The following is a 16,215-nucleotide window of genomic DNA, read 5'->3' on the forward strand; positions in this document are numbered from 1 at the left end:
CCAGGGGCTCGCCCTCCGCAAAGGCGCCCGACTGAGTTATGGTCATTTTGACCAAAACTAATTCTACGGCCTGCCGCTCCATAAACGCCAACTATTTCGGAAGTTTGCCGTCCCGGGGTTCCCGCCGCCCGGGGGCATCAAATTCCGCTGCGGGACCGTAAACGGTAAATTCAAGAGGTCCCACAAGGCGGCACCATCCAAACCCCAAGAAGGTTCACGGCACATGACGATGAAGTCCACCACAGCCCGGCCCACCGGAAAGCCCGCGCATCCTCCCCACAGCATGAAGCCCCGGCAGCTGACCATGATGGGGCTCGGCAGCGCCATCGGCGCCGGCCTGTTCCTGGGCTCGGGCGCGGGAGTGCAGGCCGCCGGCCCCGCCGTCCTCATTTCCTACCTGGTGGCCGGCACCCTGATCATCCTGGTCATGTGGGCCCTGGGCGAAATGGCTGCCGCGAACCCCAACAGCGGCGCCTTCTCCGTTTACGCGGAACGCGCTTTGGGGAAGACGGCCGGCGCCACGATCGGCTGGCTCTGGTGGCTCCAGCTCGTGGTGGTGATCGCCGCCGAAGCGCTGGGGGCAGCCGCACTCCTCTTCTCCGTCTGGCCGGTCATTCCAGTGTGGGCGCTGGCACTGGTGTTCATGGTGGTTTTTACCGGCATCAACCTCGCGGGGGCCCGGAACTTCGGCGAGTTCGAGTTCTGGTTCGCCATCCTCAAAGTTGCCGCGATCGTGCTGTTCCTGGCCGTGGGTGCCGTCCTCCTCCTGGGCCTGCTGCCCGTCACATCACCCGGACTGTCCAATATCACCGGCGACTTTGCGCCGCAGGGCCTGGGCGGCATTGCGTCCGCACTCTTCGTGGTCATCTTCGCGTTCGGCGGGACGGAGATTGTGTCCGTTGCCGCGGCCGAAACACAGGATCCGGAGCGGAGCGTGGCCAAGGCCATCCGCACTGTTGTCTGGCGCATCCTGGTGTTCTATATCGGCTCCGTGTTCGTCATCGCCGCCGTCCTTCCGGCCACCTCGGAAAGCCTCGCCTCACCCTTCGCCGGCGTGCTGGACGCGGCGCGAATCCCCGGCGCCGGAACGGCGATCACCCTGGTGGCCGTCGTCGCACTCCTCTCCGCACTGAACGCCAATCTCTACGGGGCGTCCCGGATGGCCTACTCCCTCGCACAGCGCTCCGCAGCGCCCCGCATCCTCACCCGCCTGGGCGGCGCCAACGTCCCCATGCTCGCGGTGGGGGTATCGGTCGCCTTCGGTTTCATCGCCACCGTCCTGGAGCTGCTGTTCCCCGAACGGATCCTTCCGGCCCTGTTCCAGCTGGTGGGCTCCACCTGCCTGGTGGTCTGGGGAAGCGCCCTCGTCTCCCAGCTGATCCTGCGGCGGCGGGCGGACCGGGCAGGAATTCCGCTGCCCCTTCGGATGAAGGGTTTCCCCGGGCTGACCATCCTGGGACTTGTCCTGCTGGCCGTCATTTTCGCTGTGGGGTTCAGCGCGGAAGAGAGCCGCCTCCAGCTCTTCAGCACCTTTGCCCTTATCGCCGGGATTGCCCTGGCCTGCGCGGCGGGCGCCCGGCTCACCGCCCGGACCCGCCGCCCGGAGGCTGCCGCCGGTGAGGGGAAACAGCCGGGCGGCCGGCAGGTAGAGTAAAACCAGTAGCACGAGGTTCCGAAGCGCCGGGTCCGCCTGGGCGCCGTACTTGATGAGGACTGACACCATGAGCGGCAGGCACACCGGCCAACAGCACACGCACACCGTGGAAGGCACGGACCCGCAACTCTACGTGGCGGTGCATGATCCTGCGGTTGATGCCGGGTTCCGCCCGGTCCTGCTGGTGCACGGGTTCTCCTCCTCCAGCAAGCTCAACTGGGAGGACACCGGGTGGGTGTCCGCGCTGCTGGACGCCGGCCGGCGGGTTATCACGGTGGACCTGCCCGGCCACGGCCGCAGCGGCGCCCCGGAGGACCGGGACTCCTACTCCCCCAGCAGGATCCGCGCAGACCTGCTTCAAACAGCGTTCGACGCCGGCGTGCGGCCTTTGCAGGAGGGTGACCCTTCCAGCGGCCTCGACATTGTGGGCTACTCGCTGGGCTCCAGGCTCGCCTGGGAATTCGGCGCCACCCAGCCGGAAATCACCCACCGCCTTGTCCTTGGCGGCCCCAACATTTCTGATCCGCTGGCCGAGTTCGACCTTCGCGCCGCGCAGGATTACCTTGCCGACGGCACACCCATAGCCGACGAGTCCACGGCCCGGCTGCTCAAGATGGCACTCCTGCTGCCCAGCAACAACATCTTCGCGCTGCTCTCCCTGGTGGAGGCCATCAAGGCCGAGCCGTACGACCCCGCAGAGGCAGTTCCCCACGTGCCGATGCTCCTGGTGGCGGGGGAAATGGACGAACGGGCCGCCAGCCTGCCGCAGCTTGAAGAACTGGCGCGGAAGGCCGGTTCCATGGCCGAGCAGCTTATCCTGCCCGGCAGGAACCATACGAACGCTGTGACGAGCAGGGCCTTCAAGCAGGCTGCCATTTCCTTTCTGGCCGTCTAGCCTTTTCGCGGAGGGACTGATGCGCACGTTCTTCGAAGACCGTACGGACGCCGGCGAACGCCTTGCGGCCATCCTTCCGCAGTTCCGGGAGCGGCCCGACACCCTTGTGCTTGGCTTGGCCCGCGGGGGAATCCCCGTGGCAGCCGCGGTGGCAAAGGCCCTCCATCTTCCACTCGGAACCGTCCTGGTCCGGAAGCTCGGAATTCCCGGCCATGAAGAAACAGCCTACGGCGCCCTGGCCTGGGTCCACGGCCGAACAGTCCGGCTGGTCAACAAGCCCCTGCTGGACCGCGTCCTTGAACACGGCGTCCGCCAGGAATGGCTCGACGCCGTGGAGCAGCGGGAACGCGCCGAGCTGCTCCGCCGCGCGGAGCTCTATCCGGGCGTGGACCTCGACCTCGCCGGAAAGACCGTCCTCCTGGTCGATGACGGCCTGGCGACGGGAGCCACCATGCGCGCAGCAGTGGAGGCAGTGCGCGACGGCGGCGCGGCAACCGTCGTGGCGGCTGCCCCGGTCGGCTCCATTGAGGCAGAGGCCTCCGTGGAGCGCGCATGCGACGCCGTCCTGTGCCTGCACCTGCCCGGAAAGTTCCGCGCGGTCGGCAGTTTCTACCGGCACTTTGAGCAGTTGTCGGACGACGATGCGATCAGCATCCTGGAGCAGTAACACAGCAGGCCATGTCCTTTCGCAGTATGGCAAAGGAGACGAACCGGCACGGCACAGGCGGCCCAGACGGCGAAGCGGGCCGGACCGCCATGGTCCGGCCCGCCGTCGTCCTGCACTGGGCGGTGGTGGGATTAGTGGTGGCTGACGCCGAGCGGCCGCCCCTTGGTTTCCTTGGCCAGAACCACACCAATGGCGGAGATGACGCACAGGACCATGATGTAGATGCCAATGGATCCGGTCCACTTGGTGGACTGCAGCAGCGTTTCAGCGATGGTCGCCGCGAATGCCCCGCCCAGGATGGCGCCGAAAGCGTAGCCGATGGAAATCCCGGAGTACCGCACATTCGCGGGGAACATCTCGGCGTACATTGCTGACATGGGCCCGTAGGACAGCCCAAGCCCGATGGTGAGGACAAACAGCGCCAGGCCGTAGAACCAGATGTTCTTGGTGTCGATGAGTGCGAACATCGGGATCATCCAGGCGAAGATGATGGCGTAGCCCGTCAGGAAGGTCTTGACCCGGCCGATGCGGTCCGAGAGCCAGCCGCCTGCAAGGGTGAAGATCAGCCAGCCGAAGGAGGCCAGGGTGGTGGCCAGCAGCACCTCCGCGGTAGGCATCTTCAAGGTCCTGGTGGCGTAGGCGATGAAGAAGGCAATCAGCAGGTAGCCGGCCGCATTGTTCCCGATGAAGATCATGGTGGAGTACAGGACCGGCTTCTTGTGGCTGCGGACCAGCTCGCCCAGCGGGGCCTTGCTTTCCTGCTTCCGGGCAGCCATCTCCCGGAAGACGGGGCTTTCGGCCACCGCCCGCCGGATCAGGTAGCCCACCACGATAAGGACGATGGAGAGCAGGAACGGCACGCGCCAGCCCCAGGCCGCGAAGTCCTCCTTGGACATGCTGGTGTTGAGGAAGAAGAGCAGGCCTGTGGCCAGGATCATGCCGATGGGCACGCCGATCTGCGGGTAGGCACCGAAGAGGCCGCGCTTGTTCAGGGGCGCGTGTTCAACGGCCATCAACGCCGCGCCGCCCCACTCGCCGCCGGCTGAGAAGCCCTGGATGATGCGGAGCGTGATCAGCAGCACAGGTGCCCAGGCGCCGATCTGGGCGTAGGTGGGCAGCATGCCGATCAGGGCGGTGGCTGCACCCATCATCACCAGGGTGAAGACCAGCATCGCCTTGCGGCCCAGGCGGTCGCCCAGGTGGCCGGCCACCACGGCGCCGAGGGGCCGGAAGAGGAAGCTGATGCCGATCAGGGCGAATGAGAGGATCTGTGCCAGCCCGGGGTTGGACTGGTTCAGCGGTGCCAGGAACAGCGGCGACAGCAGCGTTGCGGTCAACTGGGCAAAAATGAAGAAGTCGTACCACTCGATGGTGGTTCCGACGAGGGTGCCGGCGAGGACCTTGCGTTCCTCCCGCCGGGTGCTGGGACCGGCGAGTGTGTCCACCTTGGAAGGTGTGGTCATTGAAACTCCATTGTTCAAGGCAGCAGCGCTGCCGGGACGCCATCAGGATTACCGACAGAACGGTCAGTTAGTTAGTAGGGTACTACGAAAATGTGAGGCACAACACGGCCCGCGCAAACTTTTATGCGCAGCCGGTTGAACTGCGGGAACCTGCAGGAAAGCCGACCTGACGTTTGGGCTCCGCGATCACCCAGTTCTATATTTGAATTGCCCTTTCGAATTGAGGACACCGCGCGCCTGGCCGGATCCCCGGCACCCCCTGCCGGAACCTGCCACCTAGGATGGTCACCATGAATCCCACCGCTGCAGCGCCGGCCGGAGCAGCGCCGGCCCAGGCGTCCGCGTCGCAAACCCTGTCCCGGGGAATCCGCGCCCTGGAGATCCTCGCGGCAGCGCCCGGCCCGCTGACCATTGCGGAACTGGCGGACGCGATGGGCGTGCACCGGTCGGTGGCGTACCGCATCCTCCGGACCCTGGAGGACCACTCGCTGCTGGTGCGGGACGACGCCGGGCGGGTCCAGCCGGGGCCGGGGCTGGCTGTCCTGGCACGCGGGGTTTCGCGCAACCTGCAGGCGGCAGCCCTTCCGGAGCTGACGCAACTCGCCAATACCCTGGATATGACGGCGTTCGTGGCCGTGTGGGACCACCACGACTGCATCACCCTGCTCACGGTGGAACCCAGGCACTCGGGCGCCACTGTGGCCCAGCACCCCGGCACCCGCCATCCCGTCAACGCCGGCGCCCCGGGCATCGCCATCCAGTCGGCGCTCACCGAGGCCGAATGGGACCGGCTGGCCACGGGAATCCCCTACCGCCCCGAGGCCGCCGAGGCCCGCCGCGCCGGATACTCGGCCAGCCACGACGAGGTCATCGCCGGCGTATCGTCCCTGGCTGCGCCCGTCCGGGTACCCGGCAGCCGCCCGGCCGCCCTCGCCGTCGTCTATATCCGCTCATCCCATGACCCCGCGACGGTGGGCGCGGCTCTGGTGGAGAGCGCCGCCAGGATCGAGCGGCAACTGGCTTAGGGCCTGCGGCGAAGAACAACGCCGGACGCGGCACCCAGGAGTGCCAGGACCGCTGCGGCACAGACCGGGACAACAAACGCCGCTGCGTAGCCGTGCAGTTCGGCCAGCTGGCCGCCCAAGGACGAGCCAAGGGCAGTGCCGGCCACGATGCCGCTGGCCAGCGCCGTCATTACGGTGCCGAGCCGGCCAGCCGGAGCGACGGCACCGCCGACGCCAAAGACCGTGACCATGACCGGCCCCACCGGGAGGCCCAGGACCAGCAGCGCCGCCACCATCCCGGGCATCGAGGACGGCAGCAGCAGGAGCAGGGCCAGCGCGGCCATCAGCCCGGCGCAAAGCGCCCACCGCCCGGACAGGCTGAAGGCCTGCGGCCAGTAGGCAACCGACAATGCCGCCGCGGCCGAGCTCAGGCCCATCGAGGCGTACAGCAGGCCGGCAACCTCCGAGCCTCCAAACAATCCCGAAAACGAGCTCAGGGCGGCCTGCGTCGAGCCAAAGAACGTTCCCATGCACACCATGGCAAACACCGGCAGGGCCACCGCTGCCGGGAGGCGCCCGGCAGCGGTTCCTGCACCCTGCGAACGCCGGTCCGCGGCGGTCCGGGCCGCGCTGCCCGCCGGAGCAGCCCTGATGACCGGAACGGCACGATGGGTGCGGTGCACCGCGAAGGCCGGAACGAAGGTGATGGTCATGGCCGCCGCAAGGGCAAGGGGCAGCCAGGGCGCCAGCAGGCTGGCCAGGATTCCCACCAGGGCCGGCCCAAGGACAAAAGTCACCTCGTCCGCGGTGCTTTCGTAGGAAAGGGCAGTGTGCAGGTCCTTCGCCCTGTCCGCGGCCGGCCCCCGTGAGGCCAGGGCCATCCACCGCACCCTGGCCAGCGGTCCGACCTGCGGACAGCTTGCACCGGACACGAAGGCGGACGCCAGCACCGCCGCAGTGACACCGCCGAACTCCCCCATGGCCCACACCGCAAGCATCAGGGCCACCACTGCCGCGGTATTAAGGAGGGACGCGATCAACAGCACGGGACGTTGTCCGCGCCGGTCGGCCAAGGCTCCCAAGGCCGGAGCGCCCAATGCCGAACCGATCCCGACCGCACCGGCAGCCGTCCCGCCCAGTGCGTAGGAACCGCTGGCTGACGTAACCAGCGTGAGTGTCCCGACTGTCAGCATGGCCAGCGGAAGCCGCGCAAACGGCCCAGCGGAATAAAGCTGCGGCCGGCAAGACGGGGCAGCCGGGCGAAGCGGCTGCCGCCGAGAGCCGGGTTGGCGGACGTCGGGTTGGCAGCTGGCTGGTTGGCGGCGCCAGGCGGCTCAGGGACGTGGGCGGGTGCAGGGGAAGGCGACGGCTGGCCGGCAGGGACAGTTACTTGCGGGCTGTCAGGTGAGGTGGATGAAGTCAATTCCGGGCTCGTTCATGTTGTGCACACCGTCCCTCCTCCCGATGCGCGCAACCCGGTAACTGTCCAATTATATCCGGCTCCCGAGACCGCCGCCGCTGTCACACGGGAGCATCCACCGCGTCGGAGATCCGCAGCGTCGATCCGTTCCGGCCTTTCAGTACTTGGAGCTGGGCGCCGATCCGCTGCTTCATCTCTGCCACGTGGCTGACAAGCCCCACCACGCGGCCGCCGTCCCGGAGGCCTTCAAGGGCGTCCATCACCTGTTCGAGGGACTGCTCATCCAGGCTGCCGAACCCTTCGTCCACGAACAGGGTTTCGATCTCCACTCCGCCGGCCTCCTGCTGGACCACGTCCGCCAACCCGAGCGCCAGGGACAGGGAGGCCATGAACGACTCGCCTCCGGACAGCGTGGAGGTGTCCCGGCGGAACCCGGTCCACTGGTCCACTACCTCCAGGCCAAGCCCCGACTTTGCGCCGCGCGCGGCCTTGGCATCAGTGTGCTGGAGCAGGTACCGGCCATCGCTCATGGCCACCAGCCGCTCCGAGGCCGCCAGGGCCACCTGCTCCAGGCGGGCGGCCAGGACATAGCTATTCAGGCTCATCCGGTATGTGTTCTCGCCCCGGCCTGCTGCGGCATCCGCCAGGCCCGCGAGCATCTGTGCCCGCTCGGCAGGCTGCCGCGCCGATCCTGCCAGATCGCTGTACTCGGCCCGGATACCCCGGAGCGAGGCCAGGCACCTGGACGCCATGCCGGCAGCAAGGTCCGCGTCCCGGGCTTCCTGCACTGCGGTGGCCGCAGCTTCCCGGAACCCCGCAAGCCGCGCCGGGTCCACTTCGTAACCGGCCGACTTTTCTTCCAGTGCCAGCACAACATCCGCTGAAACGAACAGTTCCGCTACCTTTGCCTGCTCGTCCTGGGCGGCCCGCACGCTGGCCTGGAGGGCAGTTGCCTCGGCGGCCTCAAGCAGCTGTTCCCGGGCCTCGCCGGCGGTTGCGAAGCCGGCGGCAGGAAGAGCCTGTTCCAGCTGCTCCCGCGCCTCGGCGGCCTGGGCCTCCGCCTGTTCCAGCTGGGCCTGTGCTTCAACCGCCTTATTGAGGACTGCCACTGCGTTTTCCAGCGCGCGCAACCGCTGGGCCAGGCTCCGGTGGCTTCCCCTGAGCCCGGCCAGTGCCTGGTCAAGGGCGGCGGACTGTTCGGTCACATCGGCCAGCGAGGCCACAGTCCGGGCAAGCTCGGCTTCTGCGTCCGTCCTCGATTTTTGTGCTGCTTCGACAGCGGCCTCAAGCTTCTCGAGCCGCAACCGGACAGCGCTGAGTTCCTTGACCGCGGCCTCTGCCTCGGCAGCTGCCAGGCGCGCGCGGACCGCGCCGTTTTCGGCCTCTTCCGCGGCTGTTTCCCCGCCCTGGCCCGCCAGGACGGCCACCAATTGGCTGGCTTCTGCCAGTTCATGGGCAACCACGGCACAGGCGGCCTCCGCCGCCTCGTGGACACGCCGCGCTTCCTCCTCCTCCTGCGCGAGCCCTGGACCACCCGGACCGCCTGCGGCGGGGGCGGGATGATCGGTGCTGCCACAGACGGCACAGTGTTCGCCCGGTACCAGCTTGGCGGCCAGCTCAGCAGCCGCGTTTGCGAGCCTCTCTTCCCTGAGGTCCAGCCAGTGGCGTTTTGCTTCCAGCTGGCTGTCCCGGAACCCGTCGTACCGGACTTTGACCTGGTCCCGGACAGCAACGGCCCCGCCATAGCGCCTGACGACGTCGAGCAGCTCCTCCGCGGCCGCGGCTTCCTTCCGCCGCAGGGCCTCGGCACCCGCTCGCTGCTCGAGATCCTGCAGCCCGTCCTGGAGGCGGCGCCGCTCGGCCTGGAGTTCTTCGGAGCGGCTCCCCGCCTGCACGAGGACGGCGGCGAGTTCTTCCTGCTTTTTCACCAGCCCGCTGTGGCGCTTCCGGAGGCCCAGCAGCCTGTCCTCGTCCGGCACCCGGGCCTCCACGACGGCAAGGAGCGAACGCAGGCGCCCCAGTTCGGCGGCGCAGCCGGCAGCGGCTCCTGCCCCGTCCGCAGGCGGGACCGCGCCAATTCCCAACTCCAGCTGGGACAACTCGGGGTCTTCCCCTGCGGCCATGCTGAGCAACGTAAAGGCGGACTCCACGGCAGTAGCGGCCCGCCGGACCTTCGCGACACCTGCATCAACGTTCAGCAGCTGCCCGTGCAGGACCTCGGCTTTCCGGTGCCGGGCCAGCCGGAGGAGCTGTTCCTCCAGCAACTGCGCCCCCTGGTCCACGGCCGCTTTCCGGGCCGCGGCGGAATCGAGTTTGCGGCGCCGCTCCCCGCGCGCTGCTTCCGCTTCCACGGCGTCCCTGCATTCGGTGCTTGCGGCTTCCGCCCGTTCCGCTTGGCCCGTGAGTTCCGCCAGCCGCCCGTTTACCGCGCTTTCAAGCCATTCAAGCCGGGCCACCGCATCATCCGGGGATGGAGCGCCGGCCCCGTCCAGCCCCAGGGGGGCCGTCTCCGACTCCGCCCGCGCCGCCAGGATTTCGAGCTGGCCGGCGAGGAGGGAGACTTCCTCCTTGGCTGCCTGCGCCTGGCGGGCCAGTTCCTGCTCCACCGATTCGAACCGCTCGGTACCAAAAAGCTTCTGCAGAAGTTCCAGCCGGTCGGTGGCCTTGGAACGGAGGAAAGCGGCGAAGTCGCCCTGGGGCAGCATCACCACCCGGGTGAACTGCTCCCGGTCCATGCCAAGCAGGGCCAGAATCTCTGCGCCTGCCTCATCATTGCGGGCGGACTTTTCCGTCCAGGTTCCGCTGACGCGTTCACGCAGCAGCGTCTTGGCCTGCTGCGTGGTGAAGCCGTTCTTCCCCCGGGCGCTCGGCTTGTCCCAGGCCGGGGACCGCGTCACTTCGAAGCGGCGGCCCTGGGCCGAGAACTCACAGGTGACGGCAGGCTCCTGCGCCGGTTCCGCATGGTCGCTGCGGAGCCTTTTCCCGTCCTGGCGGGCCCCGGGAACGGAGCCGTACAGGGCAAAGCAGATGGCATCCAGGACGCTGGTCTTTCCTGCGCCTGTTGGGCCGTTGAGCAGGAAAAGGCCATGGGCGCTGAGCCTGTCGAAGTCAATCTCCTCGGTACCGGCAAAGGGCCCGAACGCGGAGATCAGGAGGCGGTGGATCCTCATCGTGAAGCCTCCAGGAGCCGGACGTTCTCCAGGGCAGCAGCCACCGCGGCTTTTTCGGCCGCATCGGGTTCCCTGCCGCGCACATGTTCCAGGAAGCCGCAGCACACCGCCAGGTCGTCCGGCGCCTCGGCCAGCCTGCTGCTGTAGCTTGAGGCGGCGGCCTGGGCTCCGCCCTCCGGATCGAAACCAAGGACCAGGGTGTCCGGGAACCGGGAACGGAGCCGCTCCATGGCTCGGGCGGGCCGCTGGGCGTCGGTCAGGGTGACCTGGCAGTAGGCGGTTTCGGCCCACTGGTGCGCGGGCGATTCCAGCAGCTCAGCCAGGGGCCCGCGCAGCACGGCCAGTGCGCGCGGCGCCGGCCACAGGACTTCCCGCACTGAGGTGACTCCGTCCGCGCCGAGGTCCACGAGCCAGCCGCCTTTCTGGTGGGTGGCTTCCGAAAAGGAGTAAGCGAGCGGCGAGCCCGAATACCTCACCTGGGGCGACAGGGTTTGGCGTCCGTGCAGGTGCCCCAGTGCGGCGTAGCTGAAGCCCTCGAAGAGGTCCAGCGGTACGGCCCCGACGCCGCCGATGCTGAGGTCCCGCTCGCTGTCCGAGCTGATCCCCCCGCTGGCGAAGGTGTGGGCCAGGACCACGGAATGAACGGTGGCCGATGCTGAACGCCGCTTGATGTCCTCGCGGATCATCCCTGTTGCGGCCCGGGTAACTTCAAAGTGGCTGGGGGTGTCCGCACCGAGTTGTTCGGCGACGAGCCGGGGTTCGAGCCACGGAATGCCGTAGATGGCCAGCACGGCCTTGCCACCTTCCCCGGCAGCCGCGTCCCCCAGCGGCAGCAGCAGCGGTTCGTCCAGGTCCTCGATCCTGGTGCGGAGGTGCACTCCCCCGCGTTCCAGGAGCCGGGACGCAAAGCCCAGGCGGATGGCGGAATCATGGTTGCCGCTGGTCAGCACCACCTTGGCGCCGGCAGCGGTCAGGCGCACCAGGGCCTCGTCAAGCAGGCGTACCACGTCCACGCCGGGAAGGGCGCGGTCATAGACGTCCCCCGCCACCAGGACAACGTCCACGCCGTGCTGCTTGACGGCACCGACCAGCTGGTCAACGAAGGCGCGCTGGGCGTCCAGCATCCCGACGCCGTGGAAAGACCGGCCCAAATGCCAGTCCGAAGTGTGTAGTAACCGCATGTTCCTAAGCTATCGGCTGCCACTGACAGCGACGGCAACCGCCGCGGGCACCGGGATCAGCCCCGCGTTCCTTCAAAGAAGTCCTGGGCTTCGCTGGTCCCCGGCCCGGGCTTGTCCGTGCGTGGATCGGGGCGTCCGTCCGCACCGGAAACGGCGGGCACTGCGGGCGGGGACACGTCTGCGCCCTGCGTCCCGGGGACCGCGCTGACAGCCGGCCGGCGTCCGCCAGCGGCCGCTCCGAAGCTCCGGAACACCAGTCCCGCAAGGGCAGCGCCCACCACCGGGGCAGCCAGGAAAACCCACAGCTGCCCGGCAGCCCAGCCCGAGCTGAAAAGGGCGGACGAGACTGCGCGGGCAGGATTAAACGGCAGGTTGCCCACCGACTGGCCCAGCTGCAGGAGGACCGCAAAGGACAGGCCGACCGCCACGGCAGCGGCGGACCGGCCGCCGCCGTCCTGCGAATTGTCCCTGCCGGACGTCCCCAGGAAGACCGCAACAACGATTGCGGCGCCGAGCATTTCAAGGAGCAGCACCGCAGCGAGCGGCGCCTGGATGATGGAGTGTTCGCCAAAGCCGGCCGTGACGGTGTCGAAAGCGGTGCGGCTGTCCGCAATCCCCGGGAGGGTGCGCAGGATTCCGAAGAGGGCGAGGGCACCAGCCAGTCCACCGGCCAGCTGGGCACCGGCATAGGCGGCTGCGGCGCCGGCCCGGATCCGTCCGGCCAGGAGGTGCCCCACGGTGATGGCCGGGTTGAAGTGGCCGCCCGAAACGTGCGAGAAGGCGAGCATCGCGGCGGTCACGGCCAGGCCGGCTGCAAGCGCCGCAGGGAGGGGGCTGGAGTCCGGGATGGTGAACAGCGGAACACCGAGGCCGGCCACCACGATGAACAGCGTGCCGAAGGCCTCGGCCCCCAGCCTGGGCAGCAGTCCGGGGCGTGAGGCCTCCGGACCGCGGGGCAGCAAGGCGTCGTGATGGTCAAGGGCGGGGGTGCTCATGGTGGACCCTTTGGTAGGCAGGAGATGGCGGTGCGGCCGCCGGGCAACCCCTCCATTATTCCAGCTGCTTCCGGGCGTTTGCCGCGCCCGCGCGTTGACCCGGACGGCGATGGCCGGCACCCGTCAGGAAGCCGGCCGCTGCCGCGGTAAATTTGCAGCATGAGCATTGAACCCGGCCCGTCCGCGCCCGCACTGAGATCACGCATCCACGGCTGCCTGCTGGGCGGCGCGTTGGGCGATGCCCTGGGCTATGCCGTCGGCACGGACTCGATGGAGGAGATCCGGCGCCGGTTCGGCGGGCACGGCCTTACCGGTTTCCATGAGCTGTCCGGGAGCCCCTTTTCGGACGAGACCCAGCTGACCCTTTACACGGTTGACGGACTGGTGGAGGCACTTGAGTGGGCGAATTCCGGGGTGGGCGCGGACGTCAACGCCTGCCTGTGGCTCGCGTACCTCCGGTGGCTGGCCACGCAGGGAGAGTCTGCCCCTGCGGCGGCCCCCGCACCCCAGCCGCGGTGGATCGACCGCCAGGCAGTGCTCCACGAGCGCCGGCGTCCGGACAAGGCGTCCATCTCCGGGCTGGCCACGGGTGAGATGGGGACTGTCTTCCGCCCGGTAAATCCGGTGTCGAAGGGCTGCGGAACGGTGGTGCGGTCGGCGCCGTTCGGGCTGGTCCCGCACATCACGCCCGACGCCGTCTATAAGCTGAGTGCAGACGCCGCCTCCCTGACGCACGGGCACCCGGCGGCGCGCCAGAGTGCCGGAATCTTCAGCCTGCTGATCCACCGGCTCGTCACGGGCGAAGGGCTCCACGAGGCGGCTGCCGCAGTGGCCGCCCGCTCCCGTTCGCTCAACGAGGTGGCACCGGAACTGCCCGACCGCCTGGACTACGCCCTCCGGCTCGCGGGCAAGGGCGTAGTCAGCCCGGAGGAACTCACGGAGGCACTGGGGGAAGGCCGGACCGCGGCGGAAGCACTCGCCGTCGCGCTTTACGCGGTGCTTGCCACTGCGCCAGGCACAGGCGGTACGGGCGGGGACAACCAGGGCACGGACGACGCCGGCGCAGGCACGCTGCCCGTCCGGCACTTCCGGGCGGCGCTGGCATTGGCGGTGAACCACGGCGGGAACAGCGATTCCACCGGTTCGCTGGCCGGGAATATCCTGGGGGCCTTCTACGGCGAGGAGTGCCTGCCCGCAGACTGGCTCGGATCGCTGGAAGCGCCCGAGGCGGTCCGCGGCATGGCCGATCTGCTGGTGGGGGTTACGACCGCCGAAGGCTGATGTTGTTGCACGCCTCGCAGACGTCCTCCGGAATCAGTCCGTTCCGCTGCAGGAACCCGAAGATCACGCACCCCAGGCAAAAGCCTGCAAAAGCCTCAAGTGACGCCGCGACGACCAGGATGCCCAGTGCTGCCCATGCTGCGGGCGCTGCCCCGGCCACGAACAGGACCAGGGCGGTGGTGGACACTGCGGCCCCAATCCCCTGCGCGAAGCGCTTTGGCGGTCCGGGGACCAGCTTCACCCGTCCCAGCCGCGGCGTGATGACCTTCACGGACAAGAGCGCCAGCGGCGAAACCCTCGGCCCGAACAGCACGCGCAGCCAGAACCCGACGGCGATGGCCAGCAGGCCCCACACTGAGCCGCTCGCTGCCGTCACAACCGCGAGCAGCACAACCAGGCCCGCGGTCACGCGTGCGGCGTACTCATTGACGGGATTCGGGAAGGCGAACACGGAACTCATGAGCCAAGGCTAGGAGCGGTCTGTCCCGCAACCAAGGTTTGTTGCGCCGGATGAACCGGCGGGCACCTCAGGCGATGCCCGCGGCCGCGAAACCGCCCACCATCTGCAGGAACTCCCCTTCGGAGAGCACCTCGATGGCCTGCCCCCGCTCATGGAGTTCCAGGACCCGGCGGGCCTTGCCCGTCAGCCTGCCGGACCGAAGGTCTGCGGCGACAAAGCCGTCGCCCACCACCAGGACCGTGGTGCGTCCGGTTACGCGGCTTTCGGGCCGGGCGCCGACGTCCGCAGAGCGCCTTTTCGCCTCCGGGCGCCCCATGGACAGCTGCCCGGTGAAGACGACGGTCTGCCCGTACAGGGGATGGCCGGGCTCGGCGTCGGGGTTGGGCAGCGGGTTGGCGCCCTCCTCCGGCCAGCCCGCCTGGAAGGGCCGGAGCGGCGCAGCAGTGCTGCCGGACGCAGCCGAGAGGGCGGCCAGGCTCGGTTTGGAGAGCGCATCCGTCGCGGGGTGGAAAGCCTGTTGCCGGGGCATCACCAGTCCCAGGGAGAGGTAGAGTTCGGCGATGCTGTTGGCCTGGTTCCTGCGGGCTATGTCGATCAGGATCCCCGCGCACGCCCGCGCGTCCTCGGCGGCGTCGTGATGGTTCACCAGGGGAACGCCGGCTTCCTCCGCGGCGAACGGCAGGGAGTTGGACACCAGGGAATAGCACCGCCGGGAGAGCATCACGGTGCAGACATAGTCGTAAGCGGGCCCCGGCAGGCCCGAGACCTCCAGGCCGGAACGGATCACGCCCAGGTCGAAGGCAGCATTGTGCGCCGCGAGGATGTCGTCGCCGATGAAGGCCCCGATCTCGGGGAAGAGGTCCCCGAAGCGGGGCTTGCCTGCAACGTCCTCGGCCCGGATGCCGTGGATCCGGACGTTGTGGTAGTCAAAGTGGTCGTGGTCCTGCGGCGGCCGCATGAGCCACGAAGCTTCCTCGACGATCCGGCCGCCCCTGACCTTGGTCAGGCCCACCGCGCAGGGAGAGCCCCGAAAGCCGTTCGCAGTTTCAAAGTCGATCGCCGTAAAGTCCAAACCCACGGCCCAACCTTACCGCCGGAATGCCGCCCCTCCGTGCAGGCACAGCTCTGTCAAGTACCCTTGAGAGGTGAACTTTCCTGTGATGAATGACCTCGCCGTGTCCATGCTGGGCGGGGCAGGACCGGTGCAGCCCCAGCTGGCCTCCTTCCTGCCCGACTGGCTGAACCCCCAGGTCTTCCTGGCCGATCCCGCCCTGGCACCTTGGGTGGTCCTGCTGGTCTGCGGAATCGTCTTCGCGGAAACCGGCCTGCTGGTTGGCTTCTTCCTGCCGGGTGATTCCATGCTGTTCACCGCCGGACTGCTGGTGGCCACGGACACCATCAAGTTCAACGTGCTGCTGTTCGCGCTGCTGATCATCATCTCGGCCATCGTGGGAAACCAGACCGGCTACCTCATCGGTTCAAAGGCCGGCCCCGCCATCTTCAACAAGCCAAACTCACGCCTCTTCAAGCGCGAGAACGTGGAAAACGCCCACGCGTTCTTCGAAAAGCACGGCGGTAAGGCACTGATCCTGGCCCGTTTCGTCCCCATCATCAGGACTTTCGTTCCCGTCATCGTGGGCGTGGCCCAGATGAGCAAAAAGAAGTTCTTCCTCTTCAACGTCATCGGTGCAGTGCTCTGGGGCGGCGGCGTGACGCTCCTGGGCTACCTGCTGGGTGACCGCGTGCCGTGGGTCCGCGAGAACCTGGACATCATCTTCATCGCCATCGTCCTGGTTTCGGTCCTCCCCATCGGAGTGGAGGTCCTCCGCGGCATCTCCGCCAAGCGGCAGGCGAAGGCCTACGGCACCGATCCGGTGGACGAGTTCATCGAAGAGCACGCCCCCGAGGACGAGCAGAAGACGCCGCGCCTGCCCTAGGAAGCCGGCCAGGGATCCTACGCAAAAGGTGTGCCCCCGCTCCGGCGGGGTGCACACCTTTTTTGTTTGCCCAGCCAGCCGTCCACCG

The 16,215-nt window shown here is 68.2% G+C and carries 12 protein-coding genes and 1 pseudogene; 6 read left to right on the forward strand and 7 right to left on the reverse strand.

Annotated elements, in window-relative coordinates; all coding sequences use genetic code 11:
• The first annotated feature begins 223 nt into the window (after positions 1 to 223).
• The 3 genes from SMD14_RS12430 to SMD14_RS12440 all read left to right on the forward strand — a co-directional run bounded on the left by SMD14_RS12430 (position 224) and on the right by SMD14_RS12440 (position 3,216).
• Positions 224 to 1,654 carry an amino acid permease gene (locus SMD14_RS12430; RefSeq protein ID WP_157241861.1) on the forward strand — a complete coding sequence of 477 codons (1,431 nt, stop codon included), beginning with the start codon at positions 224 to 226 and terminating at the stop codon, positions 1,652 to 1,654.
• A gap of 67 nt (positions 1,655 to 1,721) precedes the next feature.
• Positions 1,722 to 2,549 carry an alpha/beta fold hydrolase gene (locus tag SMD14_RS12435; protein ID WP_321213835.1) on the forward strand — a complete coding sequence of 276 codons (828 nt, stop codon included), beginning with the start codon at positions 1,722 to 1,724 and terminating at the stop codon, positions 2,547 to 2,549.
• 19 nt (positions 2,550 to 2,568) lie between these two features.
• Complete coding sequence (locus SMD14_RS12440) at positions 2,569 to 3,216, forward strand: phosphoribosyltransferase (protein WP_157241859.1); 648 nt, start codon at positions 2,569 to 2,571, stop codon at positions 3,214 to 3,216.
• Between the two features lie 131 nt (positions 3,217 to 3,347).
• Here SMD14_RS12440 and SMD14_RS12445 read toward each other — a convergent pair whose 3' ends face one another.
• On the reverse strand, positions 3,348 to 4,679 hold the full coding sequence (locus SMD14_RS12445) for an MFS transporter (RefSeq protein WP_157241858.1): 1,332 nt from the start codon (positions 4,677 to 4,679) through the stop codon (positions 3,348 to 3,350).
• Between the two features lie 290 nt (positions 4,680 to 4,969).
• Here SMD14_RS12445 and SMD14_RS12450 point away from each other — a divergent pair, with 290 nt between their 5' ends.
• On the forward strand, positions 4,970 to 5,704 hold the full coding sequence (locus SMD14_RS12450) for an IclR family transcriptional regulator (RefSeq protein ID WP_197432489.1): 735 nt from the start codon (positions 4,970 to 4,972) through the stop codon (positions 5,702 to 5,704).
• Here the strand turns inward: SMD14_RS12450 and SMD14_RS12455 are convergent.
• From SMD14_RS12455 to SMD14_RS12470, 4 genes and pseudogenes are all read right to left on the reverse strand, one after another.
• Positions 5,701 to 7,106 (reverse strand): annotated as a pseudogene (locus tag SMD14_RS12455) (MFS transporter). The gene SMD14_RS12450 and the pseudogene SMD14_RS12455 sit on opposite strands and share 4 nt — an antisense overlap.
• 98 nt (positions 7,107 to 7,204) lie before the next feature.
• Positions 7,205 to 10,273, reverse strand: coding sequence for an AAA family ATPase (locus SMD14_RS12460; protein ID WP_157241855.1), 3,069 nt, complete (start codon positions 10,271 to 10,273; stop codon positions 7,205 to 7,207).
• The gene (locus SMD14_RS12465) at positions 10,270 to 11,454 is read right to left on the reverse strand and encodes an exonuclease SbcCD subunit D (protein ID WP_157241854.1); all 1,185 of its coding nucleotides are present in this window, start codon (positions 11,452 to 11,454) and stop codon (positions 10,270 to 10,272) included. The genes SMD14_RS12460 and SMD14_RS12465 overlap by 4 nt, the downstream gene beginning before the upstream one ends.
• A gap of 56 nt (positions 11,455 to 11,510) precedes the next feature.
• Positions 11,511 to 12,449, reverse strand: a complete 939-nt coding sequence (locus tag SMD14_RS12470; protein ID WP_157241853.1) for an aquaporin — start codon at positions 12,447 to 12,449, stop codon at positions 11,511 to 11,513.
• Between the two features lie 159 nt (positions 12,450 to 12,608).
• On the opposite strand from SMD14_RS12470, the gene SMD14_RS12475 reads away from it, so the two are divergent.
• Positions 12,609 to 13,730: an ADP-ribosylglycohydrolase family protein gene (locus SMD14_RS12475; protein ID WP_321213836.1), complete on the forward strand. Its 1,122-nt coding sequence runs from the start codon at positions 12,609 to 12,611 to the stop codon at positions 13,728 to 13,730.
• Here the strand turns inward: SMD14_RS12475 and SMD14_RS12480 are convergent.
• Entirely contained in the window at positions 13,711 to 14,190 is a 480-nt protein-coding gene (locus SMD14_RS12480) for a DUF4395 domain-containing protein (RefSeq protein WP_157241851.1), read from the reverse strand. The two genes, SMD14_RS12475 and SMD14_RS12480, sit on opposite strands and share 20 nt — an antisense overlap.
• 67 nt (positions 14,191 to 14,257) lie before the next feature.
• Positions 14,258 to 15,268 carry an exonuclease domain-containing protein gene (locus SMD14_RS12485; RefSeq protein ID WP_321213837.1) on the reverse strand — a complete coding sequence of 337 codons (1,011 nt, stop codon included), beginning with the start codon at positions 15,266 to 15,268 and terminating at the stop codon, positions 14,258 to 14,260.
• A gap of 82 nt (positions 15,269 to 15,350) precedes the next feature.
• Here SMD14_RS12485 and SMD14_RS12490 point away from each other — a divergent pair, with 82 nt between their 5' ends.
• On the forward strand, positions 15,351 to 16,127 hold the full coding sequence (locus SMD14_RS12490; protein ID WP_157243098.1) for a VTT domain-containing protein: 777 nt from the start codon (positions 15,351 to 15,353) through the stop codon (positions 16,125 to 16,127).
• Positions 16,128 to 16,215 lie beyond the last annotated feature (88 nt).

Source organism: Pseudarthrobacter oxydans (assembly GCF_034258515.1).
Lineage (GTDB): Bacteria > Actinomycetota > Actinomycetes > Actinomycetales > Micrococcaceae > Arthrobacter.

What these genes read in the sequence shown, in the direction of transcription:
- SMD14_RS12465 (WP_157241854.1), bottom strand. Translation starts at nt 11,454, where the DNA reads ATGCGGTTACTACACACTTCGGACTGGCATTTGGGCCGGTCTTTCCAC.
- SMD14_RS12460 (WP_157241855.1), bottom strand. Translation starts at nt 10,273, where the DNA reads ATGAGGATCCACCGCCTCCTGATCTCCGCGTTCGGGCCCTTTGCCGGT.
- SMD14_RS12430 (WP_157241861.1), top strand. Translation starts at nt 224, where the DNA reads ATGACGATGAAGTCCACCACAGCCCGGCCCACCGGAAAGCCCGCGCAT.
- SMD14_RS12475 (WP_321213836.1), top strand. Translation starts at nt 12,609, where the DNA reads ATGAGCATTGAACCCGGCCCGTCCGCGCCCGCACTGAGATCACGCATC.
- SMD14_RS12480 (WP_157241851.1), bottom strand. Translation starts at nt 14,190, where the DNA reads ATGAGTTCCGTGTTCGCCTTCCCGAATCCCGTCAATGAGTACGCCGCA.
- SMD14_RS12445 (WP_157241858.1), bottom strand. Translation starts at nt 4,679, where the DNA reads ATGACCACACCTTCCAAGGTGGACACACTCGCCGGTCCCAGCACCCGG.
- SMD14_RS12440 (WP_157241859.1), top strand. Translation starts at nt 2,569, where the DNA reads ATGCGCACGTTCTTCGAAGACCGTACGGACGCCGGCGAACGCCTTGCG.
- SMD14_RS12470 (WP_157241853.1), bottom strand. Translation starts at nt 12,449, where the DNA reads ATGAGCACCCCCGCCCTTGACCATCACGACGCCTTGCTGCCCCGCGGT.
- SMD14_RS12450 (WP_197432489.1), top strand. Translation starts at nt 4,970, where the DNA reads ATGAATCCCACCGCTGCAGCGCCGGCCGGAGCAGCGCCGGCCCAGGCG.
- SMD14_RS12490 (WP_157243098.1), top strand. Translation starts at nt 15,351, where the DNA reads ATGAATGACCTCGCCGTGTCCATGCTGGGCGGGGCAGGACCGGTGCAG.
- SMD14_RS12435 (WP_321213835.1), top strand. Translation starts at nt 1,722, where the DNA reads ATGAGCGGCAGGCACACCGGCCAACAGCACACGCACACCGTGGAAGGC.